General features: G+C 72.1%; 16 protein-coding genes. 12 read left to right on the forward strand and 4 right to left on the reverse strand.

What is annotated here, in order from left to right:
• Positions 1-25 precede the first annotated feature (25 nt).
• Entirely contained in the window at positions 26-235 is a 210-nt protein-coding gene (locus ACZ4D5_RS00920; protein ID WP_467770180.1) for a DUF3311 domain-containing protein, read from the forward strand.
• Positions 232-1,785 carry a sodium:solute symporter family protein gene (locus ACZ4D5_RS00925; RefSeq protein ID WP_467770181.1) on the forward strand — a complete coding sequence of 518 codons (1,554 nt, stop codon included), beginning with the start codon at positions 232-234 and terminating at the stop codon, positions 1,783-1,785. Before ACZ4D5_RS00920 ends, ACZ4D5_RS00925 begins: the two co-directional genes overlap by 4 nt.
• On the opposite strand, the gene ACZ4D5_RS00930 is transcribed toward ACZ4D5_RS00925, so the two are convergent.
• The gene (locus ACZ4D5_RS00930; protein WP_467770182.1) at positions 1,748-3,160 is read right to left on the reverse strand and encodes an MFS transporter; all 1,413 of its coding nucleotides are present in this window, start codon (positions 3,158-3,160) and stop codon (positions 1,748-1,750) included. The genes ACZ4D5_RS00925 and ACZ4D5_RS00930 overlap by 38 nt on opposite strands.
• Positions 3,161-3,290: 130 nt before the next feature.
• Here ACZ4D5_RS00930 and ACZ4D5_RS00935 point away from each other — a divergent pair, with 130 nt between their 5' ends.
• The 7 genes from ACZ4D5_RS00935 (at position 3,291) to ACZ4D5_RS00965 (ending at position 9,398) form a co-directional block, all read left to right on the forward strand.
• On the forward strand, positions 3,291-3,821 hold the full coding sequence (locus ACZ4D5_RS00935) for a winged helix-turn-helix transcriptional regulator (protein ID WP_467770183.1): 531 nt from the start codon (positions 3,291-3,293) through the stop codon (positions 3,819-3,821).
• Between the two features lie 87 nt (positions 3,822-3,908).
• Positions 3,909-4,229: a DUF6412 domain-containing protein gene (locus ACZ4D5_RS00940; RefSeq protein ID WP_467770184.1), complete on the forward strand. Its 321-nt coding sequence runs from the start codon at positions 3,909-3,911 to the stop codon at positions 4,227-4,229.
• A gap of 109 nt (positions 4,230-4,338) precedes the next feature.
• Complete coding sequence (locus ACZ4D5_RS00945; RefSeq protein WP_467770185.1) at positions 4,339-5,112, forward strand: YidC/Oxa1 family membrane protein insertase; 774 nt, start codon at positions 4,339-4,341, stop codon at positions 5,110-5,112.
• 158 nt (positions 5,113-5,270) lie between these two features.
• Positions 5,271-6,128, forward strand: a complete 858-nt coding sequence (locus ACZ4D5_RS00950) for a fumarylacetoacetate hydrolase family protein (protein WP_467770186.1) — start codon at positions 5,271-5,273, stop codon at positions 6,126-6,128.
• Positions 6,129-6,202: 74 nt separating this feature from the next.
• The gene (locus ACZ4D5_RS00955; RefSeq protein WP_467770187.1) at positions 6,203-6,748 is read left to right on the forward strand and encodes a hypothetical protein; all 546 of its coding nucleotides are present in this window, start codon (positions 6,203-6,205) and stop codon (positions 6,746-6,748) included.
• Between the two features lie 78 nt (positions 6,749-6,826).
• Positions 6,827-7,627, forward strand: coding sequence for a trypsin-like peptidase domain-containing protein (locus tag ACZ4D5_RS00960; RefSeq protein WP_467770188.1), 801 nt, complete (start codon positions 6,827-6,829; stop codon positions 7,625-7,627).
• A gap of 52 nt (positions 7,628-7,679) precedes the next feature.
• Positions 7,680-9,398 carry a hypothetical protein gene (locus tag ACZ4D5_RS00965; protein WP_467770189.1) on the forward strand — a complete coding sequence of 573 codons (1,719 nt, stop codon included), beginning with the start codon at positions 7,680-7,682 and terminating at the stop codon, positions 9,396-9,398.
• A gap of 14 nt (positions 9,399-9,412) precedes the next feature.
• Here ACZ4D5_RS00965 and ACZ4D5_RS00970 read toward each other — a convergent pair whose 3' ends face one another.
• The 3 genes from ACZ4D5_RS00970 to ACZ4D5_RS00980 are packed head-to-tail and all read right to left on the reverse strand — an operon-like array spanning position 9,413 to position 11,433.
• Positions 9,413-9,829: a nucleotide triphosphate diphosphatase NUDT15 gene (locus ACZ4D5_RS00970; protein WP_467770190.1), complete on the reverse strand. Its 417-nt coding sequence runs from the start codon at positions 9,827-9,829 to the stop codon at positions 9,413-9,415.
• Positions 9,830-9,844: 15 nt separating this feature from the next.
• On the reverse strand, positions 9,845-10,324 hold the full coding sequence (locus ACZ4D5_RS00975) for a heme-degrading domain-containing protein (protein ID WP_467770191.1): 480 nt from the start codon (positions 10,322-10,324) through the stop codon (positions 9,845-9,847).
• Positions 10,321-11,433, reverse strand: a complete 1,113-nt coding sequence (locus ACZ4D5_RS00980) for a Gfo/Idh/MocA family oxidoreductase (RefSeq protein WP_467770192.1) — start codon at positions 11,431-11,433, stop codon at positions 10,321-10,323. Before ACZ4D5_RS00980 ends, ACZ4D5_RS00975 begins: the two co-directional genes overlap by 4 nt.
• A gap of 68 nt (positions 11,434-11,501) precedes the next feature.
• On the opposite strand from ACZ4D5_RS00980, the gene ACZ4D5_RS00985 reads away from it, so the two are divergent.
• The 3 genes from ACZ4D5_RS00985 to ACZ4D5_RS00995 all read left to right on the forward strand — a co-directional run bounded on the left by ACZ4D5_RS00985 (position 11,502) and on the right by ACZ4D5_RS00995 (position 15,074).
• Positions 11,502-12,659 (forward strand): ROK family transcriptional regulator, encoded by a 1,158-nt coding sequence (locus ACZ4D5_RS00985; RefSeq protein WP_467770193.1) that lies wholly within the window; start codon positions 11,502-11,504, stop codon positions 12,657-12,659.
• Positions 12,660-12,936: 277 nt separating this feature from the next.
• Complete coding sequence (locus tag ACZ4D5_RS00990) at positions 12,937-14,115, forward strand: hypothetical protein (protein ID WP_467770194.1); 1,179 nt, start codon at positions 12,937-12,939, stop codon at positions 14,113-14,115.
• A 164-nt stretch (positions 14,116-14,279) separates the two neighbouring features.
• Entirely contained in the window at positions 14,280-15,074 is a 795-nt protein-coding gene (locus ACZ4D5_RS00995) for a GntR family transcriptional regulator (protein WP_467770195.1), read from the forward strand.
• Positions 15,075-15,169 lie beyond the last annotated feature (95 nt).

Here is a 15,169-nt window from a genome sequence, read left to right on the forward strand (position 1 = left end):
TGCGCGGCCGATAGGCTCAGCGTCCGTGATCGCTCGACGACGACCCCACCTCCTCTGGCTCCTCGTGCCCTTCGTGCTGTATCTCGGGGCCCTGCCACTCGCCAACCGCGTACGGCCCGTCGTCCTCGGGCTGCCCTGCCTCTTCTTCTGGCTGCTCTGCGCGACGCTCCTCACGCCGCTCTGCGTGTGGCTGGCCCATAGGGGCGACCGGAAGCGGGCAGGGGGTCGGGCATGAGTGACGGAGCCGTCGCCACCGCCGTCTTCGGTGTCTTCATGGTCGGGACCGTCGCCCTCGGGCTCGCCGCCGTCCGCGGGCGCGGGCGGCAGGGCGGGATCGCCGAGTGGTCCGTGGGCGGGCGCAGCCTGGGGGCCGTCTTCATCTGGGTGCTGATGGCGGGGGAGGGGTACACCAGCTTCAGCTATCTCGGGGCCGCCGGGTGGGGGTACAACTACGGGGCGCCCGTGCTGTACGTCGTCGCCTACATGTCCTGCGGATACGCCGTGGGGTACGTCGTCGGGCCCATGCTCTGGGCCTACGCCAGGCGGCACGGCCTGGTCAGCATCTCGGACATGGTCGCCCACCGGTACGACCGGCCCTGGCTCGGCGCCGGGGTCGCGCTGCTCGTCACGGTCTTCCTGCTGCCGTACATCCAGCTGCAGATCACGGGGATGGGTGTGGTCGTCTCGACCATTTCCTACGGGGCCATCAGCCTCAACTGGGCCTATTTCATCGGCTTCGCGGTCACGACCGGGTTCGTGGTCGTCAGCGGGCTGCGCGGGAGCGCCTGGGTCTCCGTCCTGAAGGACCTGCTCGTCATCGGGACCCTCGGGTTCCTCGCCGTCTACGTGCCGCTGCACTACTTCGACGGGTACGGGGCCTTCCTCGACCGCATCGTGAGCGAGAAGAGCGACTGGCTGACGCTGCCGGGCAGTGGCGGAAGCGCGTACGGGGAGGCCTGGTTCGCGACGACCTCGCTGCTCAACGCGCTGACCGTCGTCATCTTCCCGACCACCGTCGCCGGGTATCTCGGCGCCCGCAGCGCGGACGGGCTGCGGCGCAACGCCATCTGGCTGCCCGCCTACAACGTGTTGCTCTTCGTCCCGATGCTCCTGGGGATGGCCGCGCTGTTCGTCGTGCCGGGGCTCGTCGGGGCCGAGTCCAATCTCGCGCTCTTCAAGCTGGTCGTGGACTCGCTGCCCGCGTGGGCCGTCGGGATCATCGGCGTCGCCGCCGCGCTCTCCTCCATCGTGCCCATGGCCGTGTTCATGCTGGTCATCGGGACCATGTGGGGCAGCAGCGTGCTGTCTCTGCTGCCCCGGTGGCGCACCCCGCAGCGGCAGAAGCTGGCCTCGCAGGGCGTGGTCGTCGTCGCGGGGGCGCTCGCCCTCGCCCTGACCTATGGGGCGCCCAACACCCTCGTACGGCTCTCTCTCATCTCGTACGAGGGGATGGCCCAGCTGGTGCCCATGCTCCTTCTCGGTCTGGTGTGGCGGAAGTTGACGATGGCGGGGGCGGTGAGCGGGCTCGTCGTGGGGGTCGGGGTCGTGTGCGGGCTCGTCTTCACCGAGCACGATCCGGTCTTCGGGGTGAACGCGGGGATCGTCGCGCTCGCCGTCAATCTGGCCGTCGCCCTCGCCGTGACGTACGCGGGTCCGGCCGACCGCGGGGACGACCGGCCGGACGAGGAGGTGCTGGCGGGCGATCCGATCTACTCCGGCGAGGGCGACGGTGAGGGCGCCGGCGAGGTCACTTCCGCCGAGGCTCCCTCAGCAGCGTCACGCTGACCGCCGCCACCAGCCCCAGCCCCGCCGAGACCGCCATCGCCACGTTCGCGCCGTGCGCGAGGTCCCCCGTGGACGTCGACACCGCGATCATCAGCGCGACGCCCGCCGCCGAACCGATGTAGCGCGCCGTGTTGTTGGCCCCCGAGCCCATCGCGGCGCGCCCGGGCGGCACGGACTCGACCGCGAGCAGCGGCAGCGCGGCGTTCAGCAGGCCGCTGCCCACGCCGGAGAGGACCAGTCCGGGCAGCAGCCTCGGCCAGGAGCCGGAGCCCGCCGCGCCCAGCATGGTCAGGACGGCGACGGCGTGCAGCACGAAGCCGACGGCCAGCTGGTGGCGGGCGGAGACCCGGCCCGCGAGCCGCCTGGCCTGCAGCGCCGCGAGGAACGACGTGCCCGACCAGATGACGAACAGCCAGGCCGCGTCCATCGTCGAGACGCCCAGCGTGTGCTGGAGCAGGGTCGGCAGGTAGCTGAAGAGGGCGATCACGGAGAACCCCGTGAACAGGGCGCCCGACGTCGAGGCGAGGAACAGCGGGCGGCGCAGCAGGCCGAGGTCGAGCATCGGGGTCCTGACGCGGCGCTCCACCGCGACGAACGCGGCGAGCAGGGCCGCCGTCGCGACCAGGAGTACGCCCACCGGCGCGCGCAGCCAGCCGTCCCTGCCGAGGGTGAGCGCGGCGACCAGGGAGGTCAGGGCGAGCCCGAGCGTCGACGCGCCCGCGAGGTCCGGGCGGCCGGGCCGTGCCGCGCGGGACTCGGTCAGGGCGCGCGGGACGAAGGCGGCGACCGCGAGTGAGGCGAGGCCGAGCACCGCGTACGCCCAGCGCCAGCCGTCCTGGCCCGCGCTCGCGATGCCGCCCGCGACGGGCGGGCCCGCGGCGATGCCGCCGCTGACGAACGCTCCCCAGATGCCGGTCGCCCTGATCCGGCCGGGCCCCGCGGGGAACGCGTGGACGAGCAGCCCGAGGCTGCTCGCGAGGATCGCCGCGCTCGCCATGCCCTGGGCAACGCGGGCCAGCGTGAACAGCCAGGTGGAGTCGGCGAGCGCGGCGAGTGCGGTGGTGATGCCGAGCGCGACCGTGCCGGTCAGGAAGATCCGGCGCCGGCCGTAGTCGTCGGCGAGGCTGCCCGCGACCAGGAGCACGGCGGCGAGCCCGAGCGGCGTGCCGTTCAGGAGCCAGGCCTGGGCGGAGAGCGGGGTGTGCAGGGAGGCGGCCGTGTCGGGGAGCGTGATCATCGGCGCCGTGTACGTCATCAGGGCCACGGCGGTGGCGGCGCTGGTGACGGCGAGGGTGGCGGAGGCGCGGGGCGCGGCTTCGGCCGGCGGTGTGGTGGCCGGTGCCGTGGTCGTGGTCGTGGACGTGGACGTGGACATGGGTCAGCCCTTCGAGGTTCTCGAGGCCGAGCCCTTTGGGTTCAGTCAATGAACTCGGCGAGTGGGGTGACCGTAGCACCTTGAGTTCGTTCACTGAACCTCATAAGGGAAAAGTGGTTAGAGTGGGGCCATGGCTCTGGGCAAGGACTACGCCGCGCAGGAATGCTCGATCGCCCGCGCGCTGGAGGTGGTGGGCGAGCGCTGGACGCTGCTCGTCGTCCGCGACGCGCTCTACGGAGTGCGGCGGTACAACGACTTCCTCGTCCACCTCGGCATCCCGCGCGCCGTCCTCGCCGGGCGCCTCCAGGCGCTCGTCGCCGCCGGGGTCCTCGACAAGCGGCCGTGCCCGGACGCCCCCAGGCGGCACGAGTACGTGGTGACGGAGCGCGGCAAGGCCCTGTGGCCCACGCTGCGCGCGCTCGGTCTGTGGGGGCGCGAGCACATCCCGGACACCGCGCCGCTGCGGTACTTCCGCCATGCCGAGTGCGGCACCGAGCTGGGGCTGGTGGGGGAGTGCCCGGCCTGCGGCGGTCTCGTCCCCGTCGAGGACGTCGAGATGGTGCCGGGCCCCGGCCTCGATCCGGAACCCTCGGATCCGGTCAGCCGGGCGCTGCTGCGGCCCCGCAGGCTGCTTCAGCCGGTCGAGACGGATCCTGTATAACGTCAGTACGGCCAATCGCACTTAAAGTCGTACGAGTACGAGTACGAGTACGAGTACGAGCACGAGCGCAAGGAGAGGAGGGCAGCCATGAACGACGTGATCCGCAGCTGGAAGGCGGCGGCGCGCCCGGCCCTGCTCCTTCTGTTCCTGCTCGTCGAGGTCGTCCTCGTCGACACCGGCAGCCTCACCGCCGCCGTCGCGCTCGCCGCGACCGCCGCCGCGGGCTCCGCGCTCGCCGTCTGCTCCGTGATCGCCGCGCGCTGCGCGCCGCCCGTGCCCCGCACCAAGGTGCGCACGGCCATCCGCGACCGTGAGCTGCGCACCGCCTTCCTGCCGCAACGCGACCCCGACGCCAGGGGCCGCAGGCGCCCCCGAGCACCCGGCCGTCCCCTCCTGACGGCCGCGTAGGGGCGCAGCACACCACTTCATCGTCCGCCCTCTCGCGGGTCGTCACGCCGACGCGACGTCATCCGTCGCCGCTTCTTCCGGCACGACGAACCCCTCGGAGGGCTTCTCCATGTCCGATCTCTTCTCGTCCTTCATGTCCCTGTTCGCGGGCCTGGTCGAGCACATCGCCGACCTGCTCGACCCGCTCTTCCACGCCTCGGCGACCGCCGCGGCGATCGTGCTGTTCACCGCCTGCGTACGCCTCCTCGTCCACCCGCTCTCGCGCGCGTCGGCCCGCGGCCAGAAGGCGCGCGCCAAGCTCGCGCCGCAGATCGCGGAGCTGCGCAAGAAGCACGGCAAGAACCCCGAGAAGCTCCAGAAGGCGGTGATGGAGCTGCACAGGAAGGAGCAGGTGTCGCCGGTCTCCGGGTGTCTGCCGAGCCTCTTCCAGCTGCCGGCGTTCTTCCTGCTGTACCACCTCTTCTCCAACTCCAGCATCGGCGGCGAGGCGAACACGCTGCTCGACCACACGCTCTTCGCGGCGCCGCTCGGCGGACGCTGGACGGACGCGCTCGCGGACGGCGGGGTTCTCGGGGCGCAGGGCCTGGTCTACCTCGGCCTGTTCGCGGTCGTCGCGGCGGTGGCGACCTTCAACTACCGGCGCACCAAGCGGCAGATGGCCGCGACCCCGCTGCCGCAGGCCGGTGACCAGCCGATGCCGGGCATGGGCGCGATGACCAAGGTGATGCCGCTGATGTCGTTCATGACTCTGTTCACGGTGGCCGTGGTGCCGCTGGCCGCCGCGCTGTACGTGGTGACGAGCACGACGTGGAGCGCGGTGGAGCGGGCCGTGCTGTACCGGGACATGCCGAACGGTGCGGGGGCGCTGGCCACCGCCGCCTGACGGCCGCGGCTACCGCCCGGTAACGGTCCAGTACGTGAACCGGGTATTGCATACCGCACAGGGACCTTGGACGATCGACCAAACCTCCGATGGCCGCACCCCATCGCCGGGCCACGCTCGATCACACTCGATCGCGCTCGACCAAGGGAGTTCAGACCATGAAGCTGCTGCGAGTCGGTACGGCAGGGGCGGAGCGCCCCGCGCTGCTCGACGCCGACGGGACCCTCAGGGACCTGTCGGGGGTTGTCGCCGACATCGACGGCACCGTGCTCGCCGACGCGGCCGCGCTGGCGCGGATCAGGGCCGCCGCCGAGGCCGGTGAGCTGCCCGCGCTGGACGCCGACGGTCTGCGCGTCGGGCCGCCGGTGGCGCGGATAGGCAAGGTCGTCTGCATCGGCCTCAACTACCACGACCACGCCCGGGAGACCGGCGCCGAGCCGCCGGCCGAGCCCGTCGTCTTCTTCAAGGCGGCGGACACGGTGGTCGGCCCCGACGACACCGTCCTGGTGCCGCGCGGCTCGGTCAAGACTGACTGGGAGGTCGAGCTCGCCGTGGTCATCGGACGTACGGCGCGCTACCTGGAGTCGCACGACGAGGCGCTGGCGCACGTCGCGGGGTACGCGGTCGCGCACGACGTCTCCGAGCGGGAGTTCCAGATCGAGCGGGGCGGCACCTGGGACAAGGGCAAGAACTGCGAGACGTTCAACCCGCTGGGCCCCTGGCTGGTCACCGCGGACGAGGTCCCGGACCCGCAGGCGCTCTCCCTCAAGCTCTGGGTCAACGGCGAGCCGAAGCAGGACGGCACGACGGCCGACCAGATCTTCCCGGTGGCCGAAGTGGTGCGGTACGTCAGCCAGTTCATGACGCTCTACCCCGGCGACGTGATCAACACGGGTACGCCGGCGGGCGTGGCGATGGGCCGTCCGGAGCCGAAGCCGTATCTGCGGGCGGGGGACGTGGTGGAGCTGGAGATCGAGGGGCTCGGGCGGCAGAGGCAGGAGCTGAAGGACGCGTAACCGCGGTTTCCCCCACGGATGTCGGTGCGGGCGCTCCTGGTTCGCCGGGGGCACTCGCGCGGCATGATGACGCCGTGGGACTGACTGCGGCGGAGGCCGCGCTCACCGGCACGGCGTTGGGGTCGCTCGCCACCTTCTCCAGCGCCTGGCTCATCCAGCGGGCCACCGCCCGGCGCGAGCACGAGAGCCGGGTGTGGGACCTGCGCAGGGCGGTGTACGACGAGGCGGTGGTCGTCGTACACAGGATCGGGCACCTGCGCGACGAGGTCCTGCGCACCGGAGCCTTTCCCGAACGGCCCGTCGGCGGCGCCGATCCCGAGCTCGACATGATCGCGCTCGTGGCCCGCATGGGCATCTACGGGACCGAGCCGCTCGTCGAGGCCTGCGAGGCCTCCCGCAAGGCGATGGTCGCCTGGACCGCGGCGTGGGGCGCCTGGCACACGCAGCAGGAGACGAACCCCCGGCGCAGCGCGACCGATCCGCTGTGGGTGGAGTTCCTGCGGCGGGTGGCGGAGGCGGGCGAGGCCGATGCCGGGGTGCTCCAGGCGCTGCGTCTTGAGGTGCGCCTCGAACGGCCGTCTGTGTGGGCGAAGTTGAAGGGGCGGTCGCGTGCGAGGTGAGGCGCGGTCCTGTGCCGCAGGGTCTCCTCCTCGTTACCATGGCGGGGTCGTGGTGCCGGCTCGGACGGGGGCTGATCCGTGGCGCGTGACGACTACTTCATCGAGGTCTTCCGGGACGACCACGGGGCGGGCGCGGACGACCACAGGCTGGGTTCAGGGGTGCGGATCAGCCGCGAGTTCGCCCTCACCGCGGCACACTGCCTCGCGGAGCGTGAACTGGACGGCGCGGCCTTGGTGCGGATCCGTCTCGTGGACGGCATGCGGCCCATGGGCGAAGTGGTGGAGTACGACCGCCTGTCCGACCTCGCGCTGCTCCGGCTGAGCTTCCAGAAGGACGACGACGTCGGGCTCCCGGACGTGTGCTTCGACGACGCCCGCCAGGACGAGCCGTGGCGGATACTCCTGCAACTGCCGCCTGCCTACGCCCTGTTGAAGGGCAGCGTCGCCGAGGTCTCCTGTTCCTACGGGAGTACGCGCAAAGGTGCCGAGGTCAGTGCGCTGCGCCTCACCTGCCCCGGAGGCCCCGACGACTGCGGTCCGTACGCGGGGAGTCCCGTGGCGCGCGACGACGATGTCTGGTGGCGGCGCACGATCCTGGGTCTCATCGTCGAGCGGCGGCCCAGAAGCGGTGCGGCCACGGACACGCTCTACGCCGGCACGGTACGGGAAGCCGTCCGGCGGTTCGACCGATTCCGCTTCCGGGTCGAGGAGTTGGCCACGGAACCCGACGGGGGTCCGGCGGCGGACAGGGCCGTCAGGCCGCACGCGGTGGAGGCCACCGAGGCCGAGGACGAGTTCCGGATCGAGGCCGCGGTCGACGAGGCGCTGGACAGGGCGGGCTTCTCCTCGGTGGTGAGAGTGCTCTGGACGCGCCGCTGATCACTGGTCCGGCAACCGGCCCCATGACGTCCCGGGAGGGGGTACGACCAGCATGAGCCAGCCGCATTCCAAGGATCACGACCACTCCGGTGGGCCGAGCCCTCTCGACGCAGCGATCGCGTACGCGGAGGAGATCCTTCTGTCGCCCGGCGGTCTGCGGGGGTACGACGAGAAACACTTGGTGGCGTGGGTGGGGCGCGTCGGCAGACCGGAGCATGTCGGCGATGTGCCACAGGACTTCGCCGAGCGGCTCGTCCATCTGGCCAAGCTCCTCGGCGCGCTCGGGAGGAAGGCGCTGTCCCTGCCCGTGGCCGATATGGCGCTGCGGCACATGGAGATCGTGGAGGTGGACCATGAGGTCTACACCGCCGCGGACTGGAACGAGTTGGGCTCGCTTCTTGCCGAGCACGACGATCTGGAGCGTGCCCGGATCGTCCTGTGCCGGGCGCTGACGCTGAGCCGGGCCAACCAAGGCGCTCCGGTCCCCGAACGGGGCAGGATACTGGCGAACTTGAGCGCCGTGAGCCTGCGCATGGGTGACCTCTCGGATGCCGATGTGTGGGCGGCGAAGGCGCGTGCCGAGCTGGACGCGAGCACGCCGGACGACGACATCGAGGCGCGCCTGACCGCGGACTGGGTGAGCATGGAGGTGGCTCGTGCCAGCGGGGATCCGGCCCGACTCGCGCGCATGCTGCCGGCGTTCGAGGCGTCCGCCGTGCGCTCCATGCGGCTCAAGGGCGCCGACCACCCCCAGGCCGTCGCCGCGCGACGCGCCCTCGCCACGGCGAAGTTCGAGGCGGCCATGGCCGTCCACGACGTGGAGCGCGGCGATCGCGAACTGAGTGAGCTGGAGGTCGTCAAGCTGACCGCCGCCGCGCTCTTCGGTGCGGACAACCGCGAGACCCTCGTGGCCCAAGCGGCCCTGGCCGTGGCGGAGTTCGAGGCGGCCGGTGGCGGGTCGGGCGGTCCGAGGCGCGTCCACGGCGCCGTGAGGCTGCTGGAGGCCGCCGAGGAGAGAGCGGTGGTGGCGCTGGGAGCCGACCATGCCCAGACGCGGGCGATGCGGGAGGCGCTGGCGGTGCTGAGGAAGGCCGCGACCTCATGGGAGGAGCCGTCCTACCGCATCGATCACGCGTACACGCCCGAGCAGAACGATCAGCGCAACCAGGCGAAGCAGGAAGCGATCGAGGAGGCGCGCGGGACGGTCCGGCTCATCGCGCACGGAGGCGTCTCCTATTTCCTGGCGGAAGCGAACCGCTTCTACGCGCCGATCGTCCACGCGCTGCACAGGGGTGTCAGGTTCCACGCCATCATCAGCAATCCGTGGAACGGCCTTGCCGTCTTCATGCGGCCCGAGGAGACGGGCCGGGAAGAAGAATTCCGGGACATCGTGGAGATGGTGGAGGCGAGCTCGTACTACCGCGAGACCTTCGTACCGGTGGTCAACGCGTATCTGGAGCTCAAGGAGTACTACGGCGAGCGAGTGGAGTTGCGGATCTCCACCATCGACATCTCCGGGTCGGTGCTTCTGACGTCGGAGAAGTGCTTCATCGAGCCGTACCTCACCCCGAATCCGGAGGCTCGCACGCGCCGCGGGCTCCAGCTGGTCGAGCTCGAATGCCTCAAGGACAGCAGTCAATACGCCAAAGCGCGCGCGGATTTCGGTACGCAGTGGGAGCTGTCGAGCTCCTGGAAGCAGTTCGAGGCCCGGGAGGAGCTGTACAAACAGGCACTCCGCAAAATGTGGCCGCACTGGCCGACCATCGCATGACGGCCGGTGCGGGCCTACGGGAGGTGCAGCACCCCGCTGCCGAAAGCCCGCAGCAGGCCGGCCGACCCGATGAACAGCGGCCGGGGCAGCCCGTCCAGGGGCCAGAACTCCCAGCGCACGCAGCGGTCGGGCTCGCACACCTGGGGCGTCCCCACGTACGCCGGAATCTCCACGCCTATCTGCATGTGGTGATGCGCGGCGGGGTCGGGATCGGTCACGCAGACCACGCGGGCCTCCAGCGCCCGGATCCCGGTCTCCTCCGCCAGCTCACGGCAGGCCGCGCCCGTCAGGGACTCGCCCACCTCCAAGTGGCCGCCGGGCAGCCCCCAGGAGCCCGCTCCGAAGCAGCCGGTCCGAAGCCCCAGCAGGACATGGCCGTCGCGTGCGACGAGGGCCTGGACGCCGACCCGTACGTGAAACTGCGCGGCCATGTCTGCCCCCGGTCCCTAGGCCCCGACGAACCTCTCCAACGCCTCCACCACCAACGCATGGTCCTCCACCTGCGGCAGCCCCGACACCGTCACCGTGCCGATGACTCCCGCGCCCTCGACCGTGATCGGGAACGATCCGCCGTGGGCCGCGTACACGTCCGGGTCCAGGCGGGAGGAGGCCTCGAACGTCGTGCCCTTGGCGCGGAAGCGGGAGCCGACCAGGTAGGAGGAGCAGCCGTAGCGCTCCACGACGCGGCGTTTGCGGTCGATCCAGGCGTCGTTGTCCGGGGTCGAGCCGGGCAGCGCCGCGTGGAACAGCTGCTGGCCGCCGCGGCGGATGTCGATCGCCACCGGGGCCAGGCGCTCGCGGGCCAGGGTCACGAGGAGCGTGCCCAGCGTCCATGCGTCGTCGTGAGTAAAGCGAGGAAGCGTCAGGCGGCGTTCCTGGGCCTCCAGTTCGGGGATCGACGGGGTCTGCGGAGGAGCCTCGCTCACAGCGTCACCGTCACGCCGTCGCGTGCCGAGCGCCGCGCCGCCTCCAGGACGTCAAGGGCGGCCGCCGCCTCGTGCGCGGTCACCGGGTTCTCGCCCGTGCCGCGCAGGGCCTCGGCCACCGCCGCGTAGTACGCGGGGTAGTCGCCCGGCAGCGTCGGCAGGGGGCGGCCGCCGCCGGTCAGGGGGGATTCGCCGGAGCCGACCGTGCCCCACAGCGACTCCGGTTCCACGCCCCAGGGGGTGTCGGACGCGGGGCGCCTGCCGTCGCGCAGGGCCGTCTCCTGCGGGTCGAGGCCGTACTTGACGTAGCCCGCCTGGGAACCCAGCACCCGGAAGCGCGGGCCCAGTTGGGCCGTCGTGGCGCTCACGTACAGGTGCGAGCGGACGCCGTTCGCGTGCGTGAGCGCGAGGAACGTGTCGTCGTCCGCCTCCGCGCCGGGGCGGCGGACGATCGACTCGGCGTACACGCTCACCACCGGGCCGAACAGCACGAGCGCCTGGTCGACGACGTGGCTGCCCAGGTCGTAGAGGAGCCCGCCGATCTCCTCCGGGTTGCCGGACTCGCGCCAGCCGCCCTTCGGCCGCGGCCGCCACCGCTCGAAGCGGGACTCGAAGCGCCACACGTCGCCGAGCTCACCGTCCGCGAGCAGTTGTCGCAGCGTACGGAAGTCGTTGTCCCAGCGGCGGTTCTGGAAGACGGACAGGAGCAGGCCGCGCTCGTCGGCGAGGGACGCGAGGTCGCGCGCCTCGGCCGCCGTGCCCGCGATCGGCTTGTCCACGACGACCGGCAGGCCCGCCTTGAGCGCGGCGGTCGCCAGCGGCACGTGCGTCTTGTTCGGCGAGGCGATGACGATCAGGTCGAGCTCGTCCGCACGCTCCCACAGCTCGTCCGCCGACGACGCGCGGCGCAGGCCGTCGCCGAACTCCGCGCGGGCCTGGGCCTGCCGCTCGGGGTTCGACGTCACGACCGTGTCGAGGACGAGGCCCTCGGTGGCGGCGATCAGCGGGGCGTGGAAGACGGAGCCCGCGAGGCCGTACCCGACGAGGCCGACGCGGAGGGGGGAGCCCGAGAGGCCCGAAGGGCCGGAGCCTGTGTCAGTGCCAGTCATGCATTCCACTTAAGCAACGGTGTTGCCAAAGTGCAAGCGGAAGGGACAATGGGGGTGTGGAGGCGTACGTGAACAGGGAGAACGGGACCGGCGTGCATGCGACGGGGGCGAGGGCGAGTGTGGCCCGGGTGAACGCCGGGGTGAACCTGCCGGCCCTGCGGGGCCACAACGCCGCGCTCGTGCTCGATCTGCTGCGCGCCGCGGGCGAGGACGGCATCAGCCGCCTCGAACTCGCCGAGCGCACCGGTCTCACCCCGCAGGCGGTCAGCAAGATCACCGCGCGGCTGCGCGGCGAGGGCCTGGCCGCGGAGGCGGGCCGCCGCGCCTCGACCGGCGGCAAGCCCCGCACCGTGCTGCGCCTGGTCCCCGACGCGGGCCACGCCGTCGGCCTCCACCTGGACCGCGACGAGCTGACGGCGGTCCTCGTCGACCTGACCGGGACGGTGGTCGCCGAGCGCCGCGCCCCGCTGGCCTTCGGCGCGGGCGGGGACGCGGTGGCCGACGCGGCCGCGGGAGAGGTCAGGGGGCTGCTCGCCGGGCACGGCCCCGTCTCCGGGGTCGGGGTCGCGCTGCCGGGGCCGCTCGACCACGCCGAGGGCGTGCTGCGCCGCGTCACCGGGTTCCCGGAGTGGGACGGCTTCCCGCTGCGGGACGCGCTCGGGGAGCGGCTCGGGCTGCCCGTCGTCGTGGACAAGGACACCAACGCCGCCGCCCTCGGCCTCGCCCTCGCGGGCGCCGCCGACTCCTTCGCGTATCTGCACCTGGGCACCGGCCTCGGCGCCGGGCTCGTGCTGGGCGGCACGCTCTATCGCGGGGCCAGGACCGGGGCGGGTGAATTCGGCCACCAGGTACTGCAGTTGGACGGCCCGCCCTGCGAGTGCGGTGACCGCGGCTGCGTCGAGGCGCTCTGCCTCGCGGCCGTCGCCCGTGGCGATCTGGCGGAGGCCGCGCGCGTGCTCGGCACGGCGGCGGGGAACCTCACGGGCCTGCTCGACATCGACCGCGTCCTGCTCGGCGGGCGGGCCGTCTTCGCTGCTGAGGACCTTTTCGTACGAGGAGTGGGCGCCGTCGTCGCCGAGCGCGTCCGGCGCGGGGGCGGGGGAGTCGACGTGCCCGTGGCCCTCGCGCCCGGAGGGGAGCGCGGAGTCGCGGAGGGGGCGGCCCAGCTCGTCCTCGCGCCTCTTTTCGGCCGCGCGAATGTGGCCTTTCCCGCCAATCGGAATTGACGCAAACTCGGCTGATCGAGGGGACTTGGGCGGCCGATTGGTCCTATCGGGCGGTGGCGTGCCGGCGAGGTCGCGCGCGCGTGGCAGGGTCTCGGGCCACGACCGGTGGATCGCGGCCCGACTCCTTCGCGGGGGACGGCGCTTGTGGGCCGGTCGGTGCCTCGCTCGCTCACCGCTCCGCTCCCGCTCAGCACCTGCCCCGCTCAGCACCTGTCCCGCACCTGCCCCGCGTACAGATCAGCGTTCAGTTCGGCGTTCAGCTCAGCAAAGGTCTTCCATGCGACTCCGCAGTTCTCTCGCCTTCGGCGTCACCGCCGCAGCCGCCACCCTCGCGCCCGCCGTGGCCGGGGCACCCGCCGTGGCGGATGAGGGCAACAGCATCCTGAACAGCCAAGTCTGCGCGGTGACGGGGCTGTTGGACGCGGTGATCGAGGACTCGTCCTGCGCGGCGGACACCGACGCGGCAACGAACTTCCCCCCGTCGCAGCAGCAGCCGACCGATACGGGCACTCAGCAGCGGCCGACCGGCACGGACTCCCAGCAGCAGCCCACGGGTACGGACTCCCAGCAGCAGCCCACCGGCACGGACACCCAGCAGCGCCCCACTGGAACGGACTCCCAGCAGCGCCCCACTGGAACGGACACCCAGCAGCAGCCCACCGGCACGGACACCCAGCAGCAGCCCACGGGTACGGACGCCCAGCAGCAGCCGACCGGCACAGACGCCCAGCAGCAGCCGACCGGCACGGACTCCCAGCAGCAGCCCGACGCGGCCGCCGTCTCCCGCCCCGCCGCCAAGGAAGCCCGCCCCCGCGAGACCCTGGTCGACACCGGCGCCGCGAACCAGCCCACCTGCGGGTTGGCGGACAGCGCCGACTTCCCCATCGACACCCGCATCCACCAGGGGCCCGCCACCTACCACCCCGGCGGCGGCTACCAGCACTGGACGATCGACCTCACCAACACCACCGACCAGTCCTGCGGCAACGTCCACCCGATCCTCGTCCTCGTCGACCAGAAGCAGACGCTGCAGGCGCGCCAGATCCAGCTGGAGTTCCACGACGGGACGCGCTGGCGGCCCGTGCCCTTCGAGAAGACCGACCAGGACGAGAACATCGGGGTCTTCGACGACGGCTTCCCCGGCTTCTCGGTCGGCCCCGGCAAGACCGTCACCGTCAAGGTCCGGCTCGCCTTCACCTCCGACACGCAGGCCAACCACGTCGTCGCGTCCGCCGCGCTCGTGCAGCGCAGGGACGACGACGGCGACTGGGTCGGCGACTCCAACGACTACCCGTTCGACATCGTGGCCGACGGCTCCGGAACGCCGTCCGCCAAGCAGCTCGCACAGACGGGCCCGGGCACTCTGCTCGGGCTGGGGGCCACCGCCGGCGCCTTCCTCCTCGCCGGCGGCGCCCTTGTGGTGGGATCTCGGCGCCTTCGGGCCAGAGGGCGCTGAAACCAGCCGTTCCCGCCACCTTCCGGAAAGACCGCGCCCGCGCCGCCCCAGCCGATCAGTACCGGCGGCCGCGGGCGCGGTCATGCCCGGGCCGGCTCCGGGGCCGTGGCCGAGGACACCCCGCGTTCACCTTCGTGTTCACGTACGTCTGCGAACATCCCGGGGTGGACAACCCGAACACCGCGCACCCCGCCGCCCACCTCCTCGACCAGGCGCCGGGCGCGCCCATCCGCTCCGGCATTCCCGAGCACGGCCGCATCCCCAAGTACTACGCCGTGAAGGCCCGGATCGCCGTCCTGATCGAGGAGTTGGGGGACGGACAGCCGCTGCCCACCGAGCGGGATCTCGCCGAGCGGTACGAGGTGGCGCGCGAGACCGTGCGCCAGGCGCTGCGCGAACTGCTCCTGGAGGGGCGGCTGCGCAGGCAGGGGCGCGGCACCGTCGTCGCCGGGCCCAAGCTGGAGCAGCCGCTGTCGCTGGCGAGCTACACCGAGGGCGTACGGCGCCAGGGGCGCACGCCCGGCCGCAACCTCATCTCCCTCGACCGCTTCCCGTGCCCGGCCGCGCTCGCCGCGCAGATCGGCGCCGAGGTGGGCGAGCCCGTCTGGCACATGGAGCGGGTGCTGCTCGCCGACGACGAGCGGGTCGGCCTGGAGAGCACCTACGTCTCCGTGGCGAGGGTGCCGCGGCTCGACGGCGACTTCGAGCCGGACTCGTCCTTCTACGCCTATCTGCGCGACGAACTCGGCATCTCCTTCGGCGACGCCGACGAGCGGATCGAGACGGTGCTCGCGACCCCGCGCGAGGCCCTGCTCATCGGGACGCCTCCCGCGCTGCCGATGCTGCTGATCCACCGGCTGTCCAGGGACACCTCGGGGAGCCCTCTCGAACGGGTGCGGACCCTGTACCGGGGCGACCGGTTCTCCTTCACGACGCATCTGGGCGACGCCGACGGCTGAACCTCGTCTCCCCGTACGGCAGTTGACCCATGCTGATAACGGGAAGGTAACGGGTCTAGGCCAAGCTTGGGTGGCCGTTCACCGTCCCGTTGCCG

It is taken from the genome of Streptomyces sp. NPDC025651, from assembly GCF_055558735.1.